Source organism: Pseudomonas sp. 3MAES_34.3B (genome assembly GCF_058145875.1).
Window position 1 is genome coordinate 827,981 of record NZ_CM176960.1, and the last position, 18,060, is coordinate 846,040.

The window sequence follows — 18,060 nt, forward strand, 5'->3', positions numbered from 1 at the left end:
GCGCAAGTGTGACCATGCGCGCGATATCGAAGTCGCCAGCGCGGGTGGAGCCTTGCGCCTGGATGGCAGGGACTTGCCGTTTGAAGCCCGGTTCATTCGAAGACAAGAGCTGCAAAAAACCTAGGCATCAACCATAGAATCTCCTACAGGATTCAGTTCAGTCTGTAGGAAGCGGGCGGAGCTCGCGAAAATGCTATTCGCGAGCTTCGCCCGCTTCCTACAAGTTTCGGCTTTTGCCCTGAACGCCGTTCAACCGCGCCGAGGCACCGGCTTTAGCAGCGTCTCCGGCGGCATTTCGCAGCTGATCTTCCTGCCGAGCAACGCCTCGATCCCTGGCAGCTGATAGCTGTCGTCTTCACCGGCAAAGCTCACGGAGATTCCGCTGGTGCCTGCGCGGCCGGTGCGGCCGATGCGGTGCACGTAGTCGTCCGCGTCTTCGGGCAGGGTGAAGTTGATCACGTGGCTGATGCCTTCGATATGGATGCCGCGGCCCGCTACGTCGGTGGCGACCAGCACCTTCACCTGCCCCGCGCGAAACGCTTCCAGCGTTTTGATGCGCTTGTGCTGAGGCACGTCCCCGGACAGCTGCGCGGCATTCACGCCATCGCGTACCAGGCGTTCCTCGATGCGGCGCACTTCGTCCTTGCGGTTGGCGAACACCATCACCCGGTCCCAGCCTTCGCTGTTGATCAGGTTGTACAGCAGCTTGTACTTGTCGCTGCCAGCCACGGCGTACACGTGCTGTTCCACGGTGTCGCTGGCAACCTGTTCGGGCTCGATCTCGACGATGGCCGGGTCTACGGTCCACTGACGCGCCAGGTTCATCACGTCTTCGGTGAACGTGGCAGAGAACAGCAGCGTCTGGCGTTCGCTCTTGGGGGGGGTCTGCCGGATGATCTGGCGAACCTGAGGGATAAAGCCCATGTCGAGCATGCGGTCGGCTTCGTCCAGCACCATCACTTCGACCATGTCCAGATGCACTTCGCCACGCTGGTTGAAATCCAACAGGCGGCCGGGGGTTGCCACCAGAATGTCGCAATAGCGGGACTCGAGCTGCTTGAGCTGCTTGTCGAAATCCATCCCGCCTACGAAGGTCATCACGTTCAGCCCGGTATAGCGCGTGAGCTCGGCGGCATCCTTGGCGATCTGCACCACCAGCTCGCGGGTAGGCGCGATGATCAGCGCCCGCGGTTCGCCCATGTAGCGTTCGGCTGGCGGCGGCGTTTGCAGCAGCTGGCTGATGGTGGAAATCAGAAAGGCCGCGGTTTTACCGGTACCGGTTTGCGCTCGGCCGATGGCGTCGCGGCCCTTGAGCGTATAACCGAGTACCTGGGCCTGGATCGGCGTGCAGTAGGGGAAGCCCAGGTCGTGGATGGCGTGCATCAGTTCTGCACGCAGGGGGAAGTCATGGAAGCGGGTTTTGCCTTCTTGAGGCTCGACCTGAAAATCCTCGGGTTTCCATTGCACCACCGGCTTGGGTTTGGGCGCAGGTTTGCGTTCGCGGCGCGGGCGTTCGGCAGTAGCGGCGGCAGGTTCACCCGCCGGCGCCTCGGTGGCGCGCGGTGCCCGTGCCGGCTTGGGCACAGGGGCGGAGGCTGCGGAAGGGCGAGGCGTATGAATCTCAGCAGGCGAAGCGGGCGCGGCGGCGAGTGGCTCAGCCTCGCTTTTGCCGAACATTTTCTTGAGTGCTTTGAGCACGGTCATCTCGTCATTAATTGTAAGGAATGGTTCGCTGGCAGTGTAATGCAAGAATCGGGCGCGGCGTAGTGCCGCGCTCGGGCAGGCTTAACCCAGCCGGGCCTTCAGCCAGGCCGCGATGTCACGAATTTCTGCTTCGATCACCGCGTGTTCCATCGGGTATTCCTTCCAGGTCGCCGTCACGCCAGCATCCTGTAGCCGGTCATGGGCTGCGCGGCCCATTTCCCGGATGACCACGCCGTCCTGGGTACCATGCAGGTTAAGCACAGGAATGGCCTGCTGAACGGTCGTCAGCGTAAGTACGTCGCCGAAGCTCGGTGCGTAGGTAGACAACGCCATCACTCCAGCCAACATGCGGGATTGTTCAACGAACGCCGTGTGCAACACCACCGCACCACCCTGCGAGAAGCCAGCCAGCACGATGCGCTCATCGGCGATGCCCTTGGCGTTCTCGTCGTCCATCAGGGCAAGGACAGTGGCGGCGGAGGCATCCAGCTGGTCGCGATTGATGGCCCGTGCCGGGCTCATGGCCAGGATGTCATACCAGCTGGGCATCATATAGCCGCCATTGATCGTCACCGCCTGTACAGGCGCTTGCGGCAGCACGAAGCGGGTTGTGGGCAAAACCTGCTGAAGCAGCTGGGCGACAGGCTGGAAATCGAAGCGGTCTGCCCCCAGTCCGTGCAACCAGATTACACAGGCGTCGGCGGGTTGGGTGGGCTCAAGGATCAGGGTTTCGCTCATCGGCGCTCCTTTTTGGTGCGGGTTGATTCGAAAGAGTGCGTGCTTTCGGGGCGGGGTGTGGCATTTTGCTAATAAAACGTCGCGTGGGTGAAACTTTCCTGCTTGACGCTAACTGAATCGCTTATGCGTGGCGGTATGGTACGCGCTTTGCTAAACCTATGGTGCGAACGAAGACGCGCCCGCTACCGGTAACACCTGCGGTTGGGGGAAGGGGCTTGCTTGCCGGGCAAAGTATCCGGCATTCGGGCTCCGTCGCAGGCACGAGCGCTTTTCCACGCACTTGCAGGTTACCCCGCTCGACCCAAAACGAAGCCAGCACGGGTTGAGGTCGCCTCACAAAGGTGCGGGTAACACTAGCTCGGACACAACAAGAGCCCATTGGAGGTTTGAATGAAGATGTTGAAATCCACCCTGGCAGTACTGACCACCGCGGCCCTGTTCGGTGCCAGCGGGTTTGCTCAGGCAGGGGCCACCCTGGACGGCGTAAAGAAAAAAGGCTTCGTCCAGTGCGGCGTGAGCGACGGCTTGCCGGGCTTTTCCGTGCCTGACTCCACTGGCGTGATCAAGGGTATCGACGCCGATGTGTGCCGCGCCGTTGCTGCCGCAGTGTTCGGTGATGCCAGCAAGGTCAAGTTCAGCCAGCTGAACGCCAAGGAGCGTTTCACCGCGCTGCAGTCCGGCGAAATCGACGTACTGTCGCGCAACACCACCTGGACCAGCTCCCGCGACGCGGGCATGGGCATGATCTTCGCCGGTGTGACCTACTACGACGGCGTTGGCTTCCTGGTGAACAACAAGCTGGGCGTGAAAAGCGCCAAGGAACTGGACGGCGCAACCATCTGCATCCAGGCCGGCACCACCACCGAGCTCAACGTTTCGGACTACTTCCGTTCCAATGGCCTGAAGTACACCCCGATCACCTTCGACACCTCCGACGAATCGGCCAAGTCGCTGGAAAGCGGCCGCTGCGACGTACTTACCTCCGACAAGTCCCAGCTCTACGCACAGCGCTCCAAGCTGGCCACCAAGGCTGACTTCATCGTGCTGCCGGAAACCATTTCCAAAGAGCCCCTGGGCCCGGTTGTCCGCAAGGGCGACGACGAATGGCTGAACGTGGTCAAGTGGAGCCTCTTCGCGATGCTCAACGCCGAGGAAGCCGGCGTTACCTCGAAGAACGTGGAAGAGCAGGCCAAGTCGACCAAAAACCCGGACATCGCCCGTTTGCTCGGCGCTGACGGCGAATACGGCAAGGACCTCGGCCTGCCGAAGGACTGGGTTGTGCAGATCGTGAAACAAGTGGGCAACTACGGCGAGATCTTCGAGAAGAACCTGGGCAAGGGTTCGCTGGAGATCGACCGTGGCATGAACGCACTGTGGAACAACGGCGGGATCATGTACGCACCTCCAGTGCGTTGATCGCCGTACGCCGGCGCTTTATGGCCGGCGTAGCGAAGGCAGGATGCAAACCAGGGCAGGCGCAGGACGCGGTGAATTCGCGGCAGCGCCTGCCTTGGCATTTCCAGCCAGCCTTGGGCACCAGACCGCTGTATCGACCGTTTCACTCCGGGGCATTTCATGCAAAAACACATCGGCGCACCCAGCGCTAAAACCGGGCGGTTTTCCCTGACCGACCCACGCGTGCGTGCGTGGGTATTCCAGATCATCACTGTATTGGCCGTGGTTTCGCTCGGCTGGTACCTGTTCGACAACACCCAGACCAACCTGCAGCACCGTGGCATTACCTCGGGCTTCGGCTTCCTGGAACGCAGCGCCGGCTTCGGTATCGCGCAGCACCTGATTCCTTATGTGGAATCGGACACCTATGCACGCGTGTTCCTCATCGGCCTGCTCAACACCTTGTTGGTGACGTTCATAGGCATCGTGCTCGCCACGCTGCTGGGCTTCGTGGTGGGTGTGGCTCGGTTGTCCAACAACTGGATGATCAGCAAGCTGGCAACGGTGTATATCGAAGTTTTCCGTAATATCCCGCCGCTGCTGCAGATCCTCTTTTGGTACTTCGCGGTCTTTCTGACGCTGCCGGGCCCTCGTGGTGGTATCAACATCGCGGACAGCTTCTATATCAGCAACCGCGGCCTGAACATGCCGGGCGCCATAATGGGCGAAGGCTTCTGGGCATTCGCCGTTGCCGTCGTCGTCGCACTGGTGGCGATTTTCGCCATGGTCCGCTGGGCCAACCGCCGTTTCGAAGCCACCGGCCAACCGTTCCACAAGTTCTGGACCGGCCTTGCCATCATCGTGGTGGTTCCCGGCCTGGCCATGCTGGTGTTCGGCGCGCCGTTCCATTGGGAGGTCCCCACCCTGCGTGGGTTCAACTTTGTGGGCGGCTGGGTGATGATCCCGGAGCTGCTGGCGCTTACCTTGGCGCTCACGGTGTACACCGCTGCGTTCATTGCCGAAATCGTGCGCTCGGGCATCAAGTCGGTCAGCCACGGTCAGACCGAAGCCGCCCGCTCGCTGGGCCTTCGCAACGGCCCCACGCTGCGCAAGGTGATCATTCCACAAGCCTTGCGGGTGATCATTCCTCCATTGACCAGCCAGTTCCTGAACCTGGCCAAGAACTCCTCGCTGGCCGCCGGTATCGGCTACCCGGAAATGGTCTCGCTGTTTGCCGGCACCGTGCTGAACCAGACCGGCCAGGCCATCGAAGTCATCGCCATCACCATGAGCGTGTACCTGGCTATCAGCATCAGCATTTCGCTGCTGATGAACTGGTACAACAAGCGCATCGCGCTGATCGAGCGATAGGGACCTGCATATGACTACTCATGTTTTCAAGCCCGACCAGCCGCCACCCGTGAAAGCCGTAGGTGCCGTCGCCTGGATGCGCGCCAACCTGTTTTCCGGCTGGTTCAATACCCTGCTCACGCTGCTTGCCCTGTACCTCATCTGGCTGATCGTGCCGCCCGTGCTTAGCTGGGCGATCTTCGATGCCAACTGGGTGGGCACCGTTCGCGAAGACTGCACCAAAGCCGGCGCGTGCTGGGTGTTCATCGAACAGCGGATCGGCCAGTTCATGTATGGCTACTACCCCTCCGCGCTGCGCTGGCGCGTAGACCTCACGGTGTGGCTGGCCGTGATCGGGGCGGCGCCGTTGTTCATTCCCAAGGTGCCGAAGAAGGTCAAGTACGGGATCACCTTCCTGATCCTGTACCCGATCATTGCCTGGTGCCTGTTGCACGGCGGCGTATTCGGCCTGGCTACTGTGCCCACCAGCCAGTGGGGCGGCCTGATGCTCACGCTGGTGATCGCCACGGTCGGCATCGCCGGCGCCTTGCCGCTGGGCATCATCCTGGCGCTGGGCCGGCGCTCCAAGATGCCGGCGGTGAAGGTGGTGTGCGTGACCTTCATCGAGTTCTGGCGCGGCGTGCCGCTGATTACCGTGCTGTTCATGTCCTCGGTGATGCTGCCGTTGTTCCTGCCCGAAGGCATGAACTTCGACAAGCTGCTGCGGGCGCTGATCGGCGTGATCCTGTTCCAGTCCGCCTATGTGGCCGAGGTTGTGCGCGGCGGCATGCAGGCTATCCCCAAGGGCCAGTACGAAGCCGCTTCCGCCATGGGCCTGGGCTACTGGCGCAGCATGGGCCTGGTGGTGCTCCCGCAGGCGCTCAAGCTGGTGATTCCCGGCCTGGTGAACACCTTCATTGCGCTGTTCAAGGACACCAGCCTCGTCATCATCATTGGCCTGTTCGACCTGCTCAACAGTGTCAAGCAAGCCGCCGCCGATCCCAAATGGCTCGGTATGGCCACCGAGGGCTATGTATTCGCCGCCTTGGTGTTCTGGATTTTCTGTTTCGGCATGTCCCGCTACTCCATACATCTGGAGCACAAGCTGGACACCGGTCACAAGCGCTAAGCGTCAGGAGAGAACATGAACGACCCCATCAAGCAACCCGCCGGCGCTGAAGGCATTATTCGCATGACCGGTGTGAACAAGTGGTACGGCCAGTTCCACGTGCTCAAGGACATCAACCTCAACGTGCGCCAGGGCGAGCGTATCGTGCTGTGCGGCCCGTCGGGCTCGGGCAAGTCGACCACCATCCGCTGCATCAACCGGCTGGAAGAACACCAGCAGGGCAGCATCGTGGTAGATGGCGTAGAGCTGACCAACGACCTCAAGCAGATCGAGGCGATCCGCCGGGAAGTGGGCATGGTGTTCCAGCACTTCAACCTGTTCCCGCACCTGACCATTCTGCAGAACTGCACCCTGGCGCCTATGTGGGTGCGCAAGATGCCCAAGCGCCAGGCCGAGGAAATCGCCATGCATTACCTGGAGCGCGTGCGCATCCCGGAGCAGGCGCACAAGTTCCCCGGGCAGCTGTCCGGTGGCCAGCAGCAGCGGGTGGCGATTGCTCGCGCGCTGTGCATGAAGCCCAAGATCATGTTGTTCGACGAGCCTACCTCCGCGCTGGACCCGGAAATGGTGAAAGAAGTGCTCGATACCATGATCGGCCTGGCCGAAGACGGCATGACCATGCTGTGTGTAACCCACGAAATGGGCTTTGCGCGCACCGTGGCCAACCGGGTGATTTTCATGGACAAGGGCGAGATCGTTGAACAGGCCGCGCCGGACGACTTCTTCGATCGCCCGCAAAGCGACCGTACGCGGTTGTTCCTGAGCCAGATCATTCACTAAATTACGGCGTAAGCTTTACCCTTGTAGGAAGCGCCGGATGGCCGGCCCCGCCGCTTCCTACAAAGTGAACACTGCCGTGCCTGGAACCTCCTTTTTTCAGGAAAGTTTTGACCAGTTGATCCACTTCCTTTGGCAAGCGTAAAGTGCTGGGCTGTTTGTATCTAAATAAATCTGCCCAGCCGAGCCTTGTATGCCTGCCGACACCCCTACGCCTGACGCCGCCACTGCCCAGGCGCATTCCATTTCTTCCACGCGCGGGCGTGCCGCCCTATTGATCGGCGCGCTGGTAATGGTCGCGCTTAACCTGCGCCCTGCGTTGTCGAGCTTGTCCCCGCTGTTGCATCGGGTGTCTGAAGATCTTGGGCTCAGCGCGGCCGTGGCCGGGTTGCTCACCACCTTGCCGGTATTCTGCTTGGGCTTATTCGCGCCATTGGCGCCTTTGCTGGCTCGCCGTTTCGGCCCTGAACGCACCGTTGGCGGGATATTGCTCCTGCTGGCTGCGGGCATTGTGCTGCGTACCCAGTTCGGCGTCACCGGGCTGTTTGCCGGCAGCGTCGTGGCTGGGGCCAGTATCGGCATTATCGGGGTGCTGCTGCCTGGCATCGTCAAACGGGACTTTCCAGCCCATGCCGGCACCATGACCGGCGTGTACACCATGGCCCTGTGCCTGGGGGCGGCACTGGCGGCCGGCTCGAGCGTGCCATTGAGCGAGGCATTCGGCGACAGCTGGCGCCTGGGCCTGGGCGTGTGGCTGGTGCCGGCGCTTATCGCCGCGATCGCCTGGTTTCCACAAACCCGTTCCAGCCAGCACGCGCGGCGCGCCGCTTACCGGGTGAAAGGGCTGCTGCGCGACCCGCTCGCGTGGCAGGTCACGCTGTTCATGGGGCTGCAGTCTTCGCTGGCATACATCGTGTTCGGCTGGTTGCCGTCCATCCTGATCGACCGCGGCCTGTCCGCCGCCGAGGCAGGGTTGGTAACGTCCGGCTCGATCATCGTGCAACTGGCCAGTTCGCTCAGCGCACCTTGGCTGGCAACCCGGGGGAGGGACCAGCGCCTGGCTATTCTTGTTGTGATGGGCTTGAGCCTGGTGGGGTTGTTCGGCTGCCTGTACGCACCATTGAGCGGCCTGTGGGGCTGGGCCGTGGTGCTCGGCCTGGGGCAGGGCGGGGTATTCGCCGTGGCGCTTACGCTGATTGTGCTGCGCTCACCGGATGCCCATGTCGCCGCCAGCCTTTCGGGCATGGCCCAGGGCTTCGGTTATACGCTCGCTTCCATGGGCCCGCTGGCGGTTGGGGTTGTGCATGACCTTACCGGCGGCTGGTCGGCGATGGGCTGGGTGTTCGGGGCGATCGGCCTGGGTGCGACCGTTGCGGGCATGGGCGCCGGGCGGGCTCGGCTGGTGGCGGTACGCAGCGAGCGCATCGATGGCTGAGGCCGCAATCGCGCCGTGGTTCGTTTACCTGGTACGGGCAGCCAATGGGGCCTTGTACTGCGGCATTTCCAACGACCCTCACAAGCGCTTCGCCGCGCACCAGAGCGGCAAGGGTGCCCGCTTCTTTCGGTCCAGCCCCGCAGTCGCGCTGGTCTATATCCACCCCTGTGAAGAGAAAGGCGAGGCGCTGCGAACCGAACGCGCCATCAAGCGGCTGCCCAAGCGCGTAAAGGAAGCCATGGCCCTCTCCTGGCAAAGCGGCCATAGCCCGGGCGAATGACAGCGGATCACGAGAGGTGGGTAGGCTTGCAGGTGCAGTAGCGCTAAGCTGAACCACCTCACACCTGCCTGGATGTCGCAATGACTGCACCGATCCTGCACCACTACCCAACGTCTCCCTTTGCCGAGAAAACCCGCCTGATGCTGGGGTTCAAGGGCCTTGCCTGGCACTCGGTCATCATCCCGCCGATGATGCCCAAGCCAGACCTCATGCCCCTTACCGGCGGTTACCGGAAAACGCCAGTACTGCAGATTGGTGCCGACGTGTATTGCGACACCGCTTTGATTGCACGCCAGCTGGACAAGCTGCAGCCAACCCCTGCGCTGTTCCCCAAGGGCAAGGAAGCGGTAGTGGCAACGTTCGCCGGTTGGGCGGACTCAGTAGTGTTCCAGCACGCTGTCAGCTTTGTGTTCCAGCCGGAATCCGCCGCCATGCGCTTCTCGCGTTTCACCGAGGAGCAACGCAATGCGTTCCTCGCCGACCGTGCGCGGCTGTTCAGTGGTGGCACCGCCAGCCGTTTGCCGATCGAAACCGCTCGCCATCAGTGGCCGGTAATCATCGGTCGCGTGGAGGAGCAACTGAGCGCGGGCGGTGACTTCCTGTTCGGCGAGCCCAGCTATGCAGACTTTGCCCTTGCGCATACCTTGTGGTTCTTGAAAGGCACACCGGTGACCTCCGGCCTGGTGGACAGCTACCCGAACGTCTCGGCGTGGCTCCAGCGCGTGCTTGCCATCGGCCATGGCACGCCCACCGAACTGAGCAGCGCCGAAGCGCTTGAGATCGCCAAGGCCGCCACGCCGGCCACCTTCGCCGAGATCGACTTCGTGGACCCAAGTGGCTTCAAGGCAGGCGACAAGGTAAGCGTTGCAGCCACCGATTACGGCGTGGACGCCGTTGCCGGTGAGCTGGTGTACTGCGACCGCGAGGAAATCGTAGTGCGCCGTGAGGATGAACGTGCAGGCATTGTGCACGTGCACTTCCCGCGGATGGGGTTTGCCATCAAGGCTTGAAGCCGGTTCGGGGGCTGTGCCCCCTCCTACAAGGACCAGCGATAGCCCGGGAACGGAGGGATTAATCCTTCCTGCGCTTGAGCTGGTCCGTCAGTTGCGTGGGCAGGCCCTTGATGGTCAGGGTGCCAGCCGCCTCGTCGTATTCGATCTTGGAGCCCAGCAAGTGGGCTTCGAAGCTGATGGACAGCCCTTCGGCCCGGCCGGTGAACTTGCGGAACTGGTTCAGGGTGCGTTTATCCGCCGGAATCTCCGGAGACAGGCCGTAATCCTTGTTGCGGATGTGTTCATAGAAGGCACGCGGGCGGTCTTCGTCGATCAGCCCGGACAGCTCTTGCAGTTCCACGGGCTCGCCCATGCGGGTCTGGCTGGTGGCGTAGTCGACTAGCGTCTTGGTTTTCTCGCGGGCGGCTTCTTCGGGCAGGTCTTCGCTTTCCACATAGTCGCTGAAGGCCTTGAGCAGGGTGCGGGTTTCACCCGGGCCGTCTACCCCTTCCTGGCAACCGATGAAGTCCCGGAAGTAGTCCGAGACCTTTTTGCCGTTCTTGCCCTTGATGAACGAGATGTACTGCTTCGATTGCTGGTTGTTCTTCCATTCGGACAGGTTGATCCGGGCCGCCAGGTGCAGTTGGCCCAGGTCCAGATGGCGGGACGGCGTTACATCCAGTTCTTCAGTCACCGCCACGCCATCGCTATGGTGCAGCAAGGCGATGGCCAGGTAATCCGTCATGCCCTGGTTATAGTGGGCGAACAACACATGCCCGCCCACGGACAGGTTGGACTCTTCCATGAGCTTTTGCAGATGTTCCACCGCAACACGGCTGAAGGCGGTGAAATCCTGCTCCTCTTCGAGGTAGGCTTTTAGCCAGCCGCTGAAGGGGTAGGCGCCGGACTCGGCATGGAAAAACCCCCATGCCTTGCCCTGCTTGGCGTTGTAGCTTTCGTTGAGGTCGGCGAGCATGTCGTCCAGCGCCTGGGTATGCTCCAGCGCCTGGTCACGGGCATGCAGCACGGCGGGGGTGCCGTCGGGCTTTTTGTCGATCAGGTGAACAATGCAATGACGGATCGGCATGGACGTCTCTGGAATAGCGGAAAAACGCCAAGTGTACCGTAAGTGCCAAGGCGGGGGAGTGACGCCCTTGAGCAACTGTGTGCTGCGACACTCTGTCGCCGGCCCTGCGATTTTTGCCTGTTTTTTAGCCAAAACCCCAATAAACACGAATATTTACCGCCATAGTGGCGGATATTTATCTGGCTCTGTGCTAGTTTTGCCGGCTCTTGCGCTGGTGCGCCAACGGCTTGGCTCGATGGCCCCGGCGTTAGCCCACTTATCAGTGGCCGTCAGCGCGAACCAAACACCGCGATGGGCATCTACATTGCCGATTGGCGTGGCTGTACCCCATGCGCCGGGCCCCACGAGGGCCGGTTTGACGGCTGACGTTGCTCTGGCAACCCATACGAATTTGAAAGGGAAGGAACACCACAATGGCACTTACCAAAGACCAACTGATCGCTGACATCGCCGAAGCCGTAGACGCACCCAAGGCCACCGCCAAGAACGCGCTCGAGCAACTCGGCCAGATCGTTGCCGACCAGCTGGAAAACGGCAGCGAAATCACTCTGCCGGGTATCGGCAAGCTGAAAGTTACCGAGCGTCCTGCACGCACTGGCCGTAACCCATCCACCGGTGCTGCCATCGAAATCGCTGCAAAGAAAGTCGTAAAGTTCGTGCCTGCCAAGGTGCTGACCGACGCTATCAACAAGTAAGTTGAGCGTTGCGAAGAAAACCGCGCCCTGAGCGCGGTTTTTTTTCGCCGGTAATTACGCTTTACCTGGCGCGATGCCGTGCCTGCGCTGCTCTGGTGTCTGGAATGTCCATGCCAGGAAGCGGCTCTGCTTCTGTCCCTGGCCCATGGCAACCACCCGGGTATCCAGCGCACCCGCCCGGGCGACACGTGCCTGCAGCGGCGGGAGGTTGCCTGCCTTGGACACCAGGCAGGTGAACCAGCCGATACGTTGCCCACAGGCGACGCTTTCATCGATCAGCTGGCTCACGAAGCGGATCTCGCCGCCTTCACACCATAACTCGTTCTGCTGCCCGCCGAAGTTGAGCACCGGCAATTTGCGGCTGGGGTCAGCCTTGCCCAGCGCGCGCCATTTACGCTGGCTCCCGGCGATCGCTTCCGCAGGGCTGGCATGGAAGGGCGGGTTGCACAGGGTCACCGCGAAGCGTTCCTCAGGCAGCAGCAACCCTTCCAGGATGTGCGCCGTTTGTGCCTGACGGCGCAGCTCGATGGCCTTGCTCAGCTTGTTGGCCTGGACGATGGCGTGCGCCGACCCCAGCGCCACCGGGTCGATATCCGAACCTACAAAGCGCCAGCGGTAATCCAGATGGCCCAGCAGGGGGTAAATGCAGTTGGCCCCGGTGCCGATGTCCAGCGCACGCACCTGCACGCCGGTGGGCAGGGCACCGCCCTGATCCTGGGCGAGCAGGTCGGCTACGCCGTGCACATAATCGGCCCGGCCTGGCACGGGCGGGCACAGATAACCTTCCGGGATGTCCCAGAACGCGATGCCGTAGAGGGATTTGAGCAGGGCACGGTTGAAGACCCGCACGGCGGCCGGGTCGGCGAAGTCGATGCTTTCCTTGCCGTAAGGGTTAAGAATGACGTACTTGCTCAACTCAGGCGTGCCCTGAATCAAGCGCGGGAAATCATAACGGCCTTGATGCCGGTTACGGGGATGAAGCGTTGGTTTCATTGATACGCCCGCTGAAAAAAGTGCGCGGCGGGTGCGCTTTCACACAAAGGTGAAGTGCACCCGCCGCGACGAGGGCATCAGAGCGCGCTGATACGGGCGTGCTGATCAGCCAGTTTGGCCAGGGCCTGTTCCGCCTCGGCCAGCTTGGCGCGTTCCTTGTCGATCACCGCAGGCGGTGCTTTATCCACGAAGGACGCGTTGGACAACTTGCCGCCCACGCGCTGGACCTCGCCCTGAAGGCGCTGGATTTCTTTGTTCAGGCGCCCCAGTTCGGCGTCCTTGTCGATCAGCCCGGCCATGGGTACCAACACTTCAAGGTCACCCACCAGCGCGGTTGCGCTCAGCGGGGCCTCATCGGTGGCTTCCAGCACGGTGAAGGCTTCGATCTTCGCCAGCTTGCGCAGCAGGTGCTGGTTTTCCTCGAGGCGGCGACGATCCTCGGCGCTGGCGTTTTTCAGGTACAGGTGCAAAGGCTTGCCAGGGCCGATGTTCATCTCGCCACGGATGTTACGCACACCCAGCATCAGCTCCTTGACCCACTCGATGTCACGCTCGGCGGCTTCGTCGATGCGCTCCTCGTTTGCGACCGGCCAGGGCTGCAACATGATGGTCTGGCCGGTTGCGCCAGCGAGAGGTGCCAGGCGCTGCCAGATCTCCTCGGTGATGAACGGCATGAACGGGTGCGCCAGGCGCAGCGCGACTTCCAGCACCCGTACCAGCGTGCGGCGGGTGCCACGCTGGCGCTCTACCGGGGCGGTCTCGTCCCACAGCACGGGCTTGGACAGCTCCAGGTACCAGTCACAGTACTGGTTCCAGATGAACTCATACAGGGCCTGGGCCGCCAGGTCGAAGCGGAACTGGTCCAGCTGCCGGGTGACTTCGGCTTCGGTACGCTGCAGCTGGGAGATGATCCAGCGATCGGCCAGCGAGAGCTCGAACGCCTCGCCGTTCTGGCCGCAATCCTCGCCCTTGTCCAGCACGTAGCGGGCGGCGTTCCAGATCTTGTTGCAGAAGTTGCGGTAACCCTCGACCCGGCCCATGTCGAACTTGATGTCGCGGCCCGTGGACGCCAGCGAGCAGAAGGTGAAACGCAAGGCGTCGGTGCCGTAGCTGTCGATCCCCTCGGGGAATTCGGCACGGGTTTGCTTGGCGATCTTGTCGGCCAGCTTGGGCTGCATCAGGCCACTGGTACGTTTGTCCAGCAGTGCGTCCAGCGTAATGCCGTCCACGATGTCCAACGGGTCCAGCACGTTGCCCTTGGACTTGGACATCTTCTGGCCCTGGCCGTCGCGTACCAGGCCGTGCACGTACACGGTTTTGAACGGGACCTGTGCCGTGCCGTCGGGGTTTTTCACCAGGTGCATCGTCAGCATGATCATCCGGGCGACCCAGAAGAAAATGATGTCGAAGCCGGTGACCAGCACGTCGGTGGGGTGGAAGGTTTTGAGGAACTCGGTCTGCTCTGGCCAGCCCAGCGTGGAGAACGTCCACAGGCCGGAACTGAACCAGGTGTCCAGTACGTCGTTGTCCTGCTCCAGCTTTACGTCCGCGCCCAGGTTATGGCGCTCGCGCACTTCGGCTTCGCTGCGCCCTACATACACCTGGCCGCTTTCGTCGTACCAGGCCGGTATCCGGTGGCCCCACCAGAGCTGGCGGCTGATGCACCAGTCCTGAATGTCGCGCATCCAGGAGTAGTACATGTTCTCGTACTGCTTGGGCACGAACTGGATGCGGCCGTCTTCCACCGCAGCGATGGCCGGCTCGGCCAATGGCTTGGTAGACACGTACCACTGGTCCGTCAGCCACGGCTCGATCACCGTGCCGGAACGGTCACCTTTCGGCACCTTGAGGGCATGGTCATCCACGCTTACCAGCAAGCCGGCCGTGTCGAAGTCGGCAACGATGCGCTTGCGGGCTTCGAAGCGATCCAGCCCAGCGTAGGCCGCAGGCAGTTCGGTGGCGATCTGGTCGTTGACCGAACCGTCGAGGTTGAAGGCCTGCAGCGCTGGCAGTACCTGCGCGCTCTTGTCGAAAATGTTGAGCAGGGGCAGGTTGTGCCGCTTGCCCACTTCATAGTCGTTGAAATCGTGGGCGGTGGTGATCTTCACGCAACCGGTGCCGAAGGCCGGGTCGCAGTAATCGTCGGCGATGATCGGAATGCGCCGGCCCACCAGCGGCAGCTCGACGAATTTGCCGATCAGTGCCTGGTAGCGCTCGTCGCTCGGGTTCACGGCAACCGCCACGTCACCCAGCATGGTTTCCGGGCGAGTAGTGGCAACCACCAGGAACCCATTACCCTCAGCGGTAACCGCGCCGTCGGCGAGCGGGTAGCGCAGGTTCCACAGGAACCCCTTCTCGTCGTGGTTTTCCACTTCGAGGTCGGAAATGGCGGTGTGCAGCTTGGTGTCCCAGTTGACCAGGCGCTTGCCGCGGTAGATCAGGCCATCTTCGTGCAGGCGCACGAAGGCTTCCTTGACCGCTTCAGACAGGCCGTCGTCCATGGTGAAGCGCTCGCGCGACCAGTCCACCGAGGAGCCCAGGCGGCGGATTTGCCGGCTGATGTTGCCGCCGGATTCGTTCTTCCATTCCCACACCTTCTCCAGGAACGGCTCGCGCCCCAGGTCGTGGCGGCTCTGGCCTTTGGCTTCCAGCTGGCGCTCTACCAGCATCTGGGTGGCGATGCCGGCGTGGTCGGTGCCCGGCTGCCACAGGGTATTGCGGCCCTGCATCCGGCGGAAGCGAATGAGCGCGTCCATGATCGCGTTGTTGAAACCATGGCCCATGTGCAGGCTGCCGGTGACGTTCGGCGGCGGGATCATGATGGTGTATGGCTGGCCAGAGCCCTGGGGCGCGAAGTAGTTCTGCGCTTCCCAGGTCTGGTACCAGGACGTTTCGATGGCGTGCGGCTGGTAAGTCTTGTCCATGCGCGGCAGGGCCCTGTAAGGCAACGATTCGGAAAGCCGAACAGTATAACGGGAAGGGCGATTGTGTGTGTAGCGGGCGGCCGCGCCTGTGACCGAGGGTCAACGTGTAGAGCTTCAGTGTGCTGGCGGTTGATCCAGCAGCCGCTGCATGCGCGCCTCGAGCCGACGCTTGATCTCGGTCTCGATATGGGGCGCGAAGTCGTCGATCACGTCCTGCATGATCTTTCGAGCGGCCTCGCGCAATTCCAGGTCCAGATGAAGCAGCGTGTCCTGGCGGTTCTGCTCCGGCGTTGTCACGGCTGCTGGCGCGACTTCCACCAGTACCGGTACATCGGCCGTTTCCAGCTCGGGTTCATCGACCGCTTCGAACAACAGCGGGATGGCCTCGTGCTCAGGGCCGTCGATGGTCTCGGTAAGCACTGGCGGTTCCAGCGAATCGTCCCCCAGCAGGCGGCGGATCGACTCGAGGTCGTCCAGAAGTTGGGTGGAGTCGGGCAAAGGGGTTGGCTTATCCATCGAGGAAAACTCAAATACGCGTCAGGCGATGATCCTGCAGAGGATAGCCCTGTTCGCGATAGAAACGGAAATTGTCCCGGGCCTGGTCGCGCACGGGTGGGTCGGCGGTCACGATCTCCGCTACGCGCGCAAAACGCGCAACGAAGGGCGGCACTGCCAGGGTGAGATTGATCAGCAGCTCGCCACTGGCGTTGGCCGGCTCTCCAATGCCCAGGGTAACTGGCGCCAGGGACAGGTCATCCGCCTTGCTATGCGGCACGAAGCTTTCGCCCTTGAACGCCCACAACCGGGCATCGAGATCATCGCGCTGGCTTTCGTCAGTGCAATGCAGGTGCACCTGATGCCCGAGGCGCCAGGCTTTTTCGGCGAGCTTGCAGGCAAAATCCAGCCGCGCCGAGGCCAGCGGGCTGGGAAGAATGTAGAAGTCGACCTGGGTCATCGTTCACGTGCCTCCCCGGCGGCAGGTACCGCCGGGGGGAGCACCTCAGCCCGCGACGCGGTCGAGCAGGTATTGGGTAAGCAGTGGAACCGGGCGGCCCGTGGCGCCTTTATCCTTGCCGCCGCTGAGCCACGCCGTGCCGGCGATGTCCAGGTGCGCCCAGTCGTAGCTCTTGGCGAAGCGCGACAGGAAGCAGGCTGCGGTGATGGTGCCAGCCTTCGGGCCACCGATGTTGGCGATGTCGGCGAAGGGGCTGTCCAGTTGCTCCTGGTATTCGTCGAACAACGGCAGCTGCCAGGCGCGGTCGTCGGCGCGGCGGCCAGCGGACAGCAGGTCGGCGATCAGCCCGTCGTTGTTACCCAGCAGGCCGGACGTATGCCCGCCCAGCGCAACCACGCAGGCGCCGGTGAGGGTGGCCACGTCTACCACGGCCTTGGGCTTGAAACGCTCGGCGTAGGTGAGGGCGTCACACAGCACCAGGCGGCCTTCGGCGTCGGTGTTGAGGATTTCCACGGTTTGGCCGCTCATGGTTTCGACGATATCGCCGGGCCGGGTAGCCGTGCCGCTGGGCATGTTCTCGGCGCAGGCCATCAGGCACACCAGGTTGATTGGCAACTGCAGTTCCAGCACGGCGCGCAGGGTGCCGAACACGCTGGCGGCGCCGCACATGTCGAACTTCATTTCGTCCATGTTGGCGCTGGGCTTGATGCTGATGCCGCCGGTGTCGAAGGTGATGCCCTTGCCCACCAGCACATAGGGTTGCTCGCCCTTTTTGCCGCCCTGGTACTGGGCCACGATCAGGCGCGGAGGTTGCGCGCTACCCTGGGCCACGGCCAGGAACGAACCCATGCCCAACTGCTGCAGTTTTTTCTCATCGTGAACCTCGACCTTGAGGTTCTTGTGATCCTTGGCCAGGCCCTTGGCGAGTTCGCCGAGGAAGGTCGGGTGGCACACGTTGGGCGGCATGTTGCCCAGGTCCCGGGTGAGGCTCATGCCCAGCGCGATGGCGCGGGCGTGCTGCACGGCGCGCTCCACTTCGGCAGTGTCGGCCTTGGCGGTTACCAGGGTGATCTTCTGCAGGGCGCGGGGGTCGGCTTTCTTGCTCTTGTAGCGCTCGAACACATAGGTGGTGTCCAGCACGGTTTCGGCCAGCAGGCGAACCTTGCCGTAGGTGTCACGGTTGGTGACCGACACTTCATCCAGTGCCAGCGCGGCTTCGCTGCCGCCCAGGTTTTTCAGCACATTCATCGCAGCGGCTATGGCCTTGCGCCATGGGCGGTCCCCCAAGGCCTCTTTGCCCACGCCCAGCAGCAGCACGCGCTCGGCACGCAGGCCTGGCAGGCTGTGGAGCAGCAGGGTCTGGCCGGGCTTGCCTTCGAGGTCGCCGCGCTTGAGTACCGCGCTGATGGCGCCATTGCTTTGCTCGTCCAGCTTGCGGCCCACAGCGCCCAGGTTGCGGCCCTCGCTGACCGGCACCACCAGTGTTGCGGTCTTCAGCGTTTCGGCATTCACGCTTTTAACAAGCAGTTCCATTTAGCGTCCCCAATCAAAAGTTCGACTTCAACGCGGCGTGGCGCCACGTGCTTGCGCAGGCATAAGCACGCAG

16 protein-coding genes are annotated in these 18,060 nt (G+C 62.4%); 8 read left to right on the top strand and 8 right to left on the bottom strand.

The genetic code is table 11. The features are described 5' to 3' along the window. Window positions 1-249: 249 nt before the first annotated feature. Together rhlB and AC3Z8Y_RS03700 are read right to left on the bottom strand one after the other, a co-directional pair. Window positions 250-1,704, bottom strand: coding sequence for an ATP-dependent RNA helicase RhlB (gene rhlB, locus AC3Z8Y_RS03695; protein ID WP_490088509.1), 1,455 nt, complete (start codon window positions 1,702-1,704; stop codon window positions 250-252). A gap of 81 nt (window positions 1,705-1,785) precedes the next feature. Then, window positions 1,786-2,442 (bottom strand): alpha/beta hydrolase, encoded by a 657-nt coding sequence (locus tag AC3Z8Y_RS03700; RefSeq protein WP_490088510.1) that lies wholly within the window; start codon window positions 2,440-2,442, stop codon window positions 1,786-1,788. 390 nt (window positions 2,443-2,832) lie between these two features. Here AC3Z8Y_RS03700 and AC3Z8Y_RS03705 point away from each other — a divergent pair, with 390 nt between their 5' ends. The 7 genes from AC3Z8Y_RS03705 to AC3Z8Y_RS03735 all read left to right on the top strand — a co-directional run bounded on the left by AC3Z8Y_RS03705 (window position 2,833) and on the right by AC3Z8Y_RS03735 (window position 9,818). Continuing rightward, window positions 2,833-3,858: an amino acid ABC transporter substrate-binding protein gene (locus AC3Z8Y_RS03705; RefSeq protein ID WP_490088511.1), complete on the top strand. Its 1,026-nt coding sequence runs from the start codon at window positions 2,833-2,835 to the stop codon at window positions 3,856-3,858. A gap of 159 nt (window positions 3,859-4,017) precedes the next feature. Next, window positions 4,018-5,208: an amino acid ABC transporter permease gene (locus tag AC3Z8Y_RS03710; RefSeq protein ID WP_490088512.1), complete on the top strand. Its 1,191-nt coding sequence runs from the start codon at window positions 4,018-4,020 to the stop codon at window positions 5,206-5,208. A 10-nt stretch (window positions 5,209-5,218) separates the two neighbouring features. Further along, entirely contained in the window at window positions 5,219-6,316 is a 1,098-nt protein-coding gene (locus AC3Z8Y_RS03715; protein WP_490088513.1) for an amino acid ABC transporter permease, read from the top strand. A 15-nt stretch (window positions 6,317-6,331) separates the two neighbouring features. After that, on the top strand, window positions 6,332-7,096 hold the full coding sequence (locus AC3Z8Y_RS03720) for an amino acid ABC transporter ATP-binding protein (RefSeq protein WP_181117097.1): 765 nt from the start codon (window positions 6,332-6,334) through the stop codon (window positions 7,094-7,096). A gap of 190 nt (window positions 7,097-7,286) precedes the next feature. Continuing rightward, window positions 7,287-8,528 carry a CynX/NimT family MFS transporter gene (locus tag AC3Z8Y_RS03725; protein ID WP_490088514.1) on the top strand — a complete coding sequence of 414 codons (1,242 nt, stop codon included), beginning with the start codon at window positions 7,287-7,289 and terminating at the stop codon, window positions 8,526-8,528. Next, window positions 8,521-8,808, top strand: a complete 288-nt coding sequence (locus tag AC3Z8Y_RS03730; RefSeq protein ID WP_181117099.1) for a GIY-YIG nuclease family protein — start codon at window positions 8,521-8,523, stop codon at window positions 8,806-8,808. The genes AC3Z8Y_RS03725 and AC3Z8Y_RS03730 overlap by 8 nt, the downstream gene beginning before the upstream one ends. A gap of 80 nt (window positions 8,809-8,888) precedes the next feature. Next, window positions 8,889-9,818, top strand: coding sequence for a glutathione S-transferase family protein (locus AC3Z8Y_RS03735; RefSeq protein WP_490088515.1), 930 nt, complete (start codon window positions 8,889-8,891; stop codon window positions 9,816-9,818). A gap of 61 nt (window positions 9,819-9,879) precedes the next feature. On the opposite strand, the gene yejK is transcribed toward AC3Z8Y_RS03735, so the two are convergent. Then, on the bottom strand, window positions 9,880-10,887 hold the full coding sequence (gene yejK / locus AC3Z8Y_RS03740) for a nucleoid-associated protein YejK (RefSeq protein ID WP_225775206.1): 1,008 nt from the start codon (window positions 10,885-10,887) through the stop codon (window positions 9,880-9,882). Window positions 10,888-11,300: 413 nt separating this feature from the next. Here yejK and AC3Z8Y_RS03745 point away from each other — a divergent pair, with 413 nt between their 5' ends. Continuing rightward, complete coding sequence (locus tag AC3Z8Y_RS03745; RefSeq protein ID WP_181117102.1) at window positions 11,301-11,582, top strand: HU family DNA-binding protein; 282 nt, start codon at window positions 11,301-11,303, stop codon at window positions 11,580-11,582. Between the two features lie 54 nt (window positions 11,583-11,636). Here the strand turns inward: AC3Z8Y_RS03745 and rlmF are convergent, their stop codons facing one another. The 5 genes from rlmF to AC3Z8Y_RS03770 form a co-directional block, all read right to left on the bottom strand. Next, window positions 11,637-12,575, bottom strand: a complete 939-nt coding sequence (gene rlmF, locus AC3Z8Y_RS03750) for a 23S rRNA (adenine(1618)-N(6))-methyltransferase RlmF (RefSeq protein WP_490088516.1) — start codon at window positions 12,573-12,575, stop codon at window positions 11,637-11,639. A 77-nt stretch (window positions 12,576-12,652) separates the two neighbouring features. Next, window positions 12,653-15,499 (bottom strand): valine--tRNA ligase, encoded by a 2,847-nt coding sequence (locus tag AC3Z8Y_RS03755; RefSeq protein WP_490088517.1) that lies wholly within the window; start codon window positions 15,497-15,499, stop codon window positions 12,653-12,655. 114 nt (window positions 15,500-15,613) lie between these two features. Further along, on the bottom strand, window positions 15,614-16,015 hold the full coding sequence (locus AC3Z8Y_RS03760) for a DNA polymerase III subunit chi (protein WP_490088518.1): 402 nt from the start codon (window positions 16,013-16,015) through the stop codon (window positions 15,614-15,616). 10 nt (window positions 16,016-16,025) lie between these two features. Then, on the bottom strand, window positions 16,026-16,454 hold the full coding sequence (locus AC3Z8Y_RS03765; protein WP_490088519.1) for a DNA polymerase III subunit chi: 429 nt from the start codon (window positions 16,452-16,454) through the stop codon (window positions 16,026-16,028). Window positions 16,455-16,499: 45 nt separating this feature from the next. Further along, entirely contained in the window at window positions 16,500-17,987 is a 1,488-nt protein-coding gene (locus AC3Z8Y_RS03770) for a leucyl aminopeptidase (RefSeq protein WP_490088520.1), read from the bottom strand. Between the last annotated feature and the right edge of the window lie 73 nt (window positions 17,988-18,060).

What these genes read in the sequence shown, in the direction of transcription:
- AC3Z8Y_RS03765 (WP_490088519.1), bottom strand. Translation starts at nt 16,454, where the DNA reads ATGACCCAGGTCGACTTCTACATTCTTCCCAGCCCGCTGGCCTCGGCG.
- AC3Z8Y_RS03735 (WP_490088515.1), top strand. Translation starts at nt 8,889, where the DNA reads ATGACTGCACCGATCCTGCACCACTACCCAACGTCTCCCTTTGCCGAG.
- AC3Z8Y_RS03745 (WP_181117102.1), top strand. Translation starts at nt 11,301, where the DNA reads ATGGCACTTACCAAAGACCAACTGATCGCTGACATCGCCGAAGCCGTA.
- AC3Z8Y_RS03770 (WP_490088520.1), bottom strand. Translation starts at nt 17,987, where the DNA reads ATGGAACTGCTTGTTAAAAGCGTGAATGCCGAAACGCTGAAGACCGCA.
- AC3Z8Y_RS03730 (WP_181117099.1), top strand. Translation starts at nt 8,521, where the DNA reads ATGGCTGAGGCCGCAATCGCGCCGTGGTTCGTTTACCTGGTACGGGCA.
- AC3Z8Y_RS03755 (WP_490088517.1), bottom strand. Translation starts at nt 15,499, where the DNA reads ATGGACAAGACTTACCAGCCGCACGCCATCGAAACGTCCTGGTACCAG.
- rhlB (WP_490088509.1), bottom strand. Translation starts at nt 1,704, where the DNA reads ATGACCGTGCTCAAAGCACTCAAGAAAATGTTCGGCAAAAGCGAGGCT.
- AC3Z8Y_RS03715 (WP_490088513.1), top strand. Translation starts at nt 5,219, where the DNA reads ATGACTACTCATGTTTTCAAGCCCGACCAGCCGCCACCCGTGAAAGCC.
- AC3Z8Y_RS03720 (WP_181117097.1), top strand. Translation starts at nt 6,332, where the DNA reads ATGAACGACCCCATCAAGCAACCCGCCGGCGCTGAAGGCATTATTCGC.
- rlmF (WP_490088516.1), bottom strand. Translation starts at nt 12,575, where the DNA reads ATGAAACCAACGCTTCATCCCCGTAACCGGCATCAAGGCCGTTATGAT.
- AC3Z8Y_RS03705 (WP_490088511.1), top strand. Translation starts at nt 2,833, where the DNA reads ATGAAGATGTTGAAATCCACCCTGGCAGTACTGACCACCGCGGCCCTG.
- AC3Z8Y_RS03700 (WP_490088510.1), bottom strand. Translation starts at nt 2,442, where the DNA reads ATGAGCGAAACCCTGATCCTTGAGCCCACCCAACCCGCCGACGCCTGT.
- AC3Z8Y_RS03710 (WP_490088512.1), top strand. Translation starts at nt 4,018, where the DNA reads ATGCAAAAACACATCGGCGCACCCAGCGCTAAAACCGGGCGGTTTTCC.
- AC3Z8Y_RS03725 (WP_490088514.1), top strand. Translation starts at nt 7,287, where the DNA reads ATGCCTGCCGACACCCCTACGCCTGACGCCGCCACTGCCCAGGCGCAT.
- yejK (WP_225775206.1), bottom strand. Translation starts at nt 10,887, where the DNA reads ATGCCGATCCGTCATTGCATTGTTCACCTGATCGACAAAAAGCCCGAC.
- AC3Z8Y_RS03760 (WP_490088518.1), bottom strand. Translation starts at nt 16,015, where the DNA reads ATGGATAAGCCAACCCCTTTGCCCGACTCCACCCAACTTCTGGACGAC.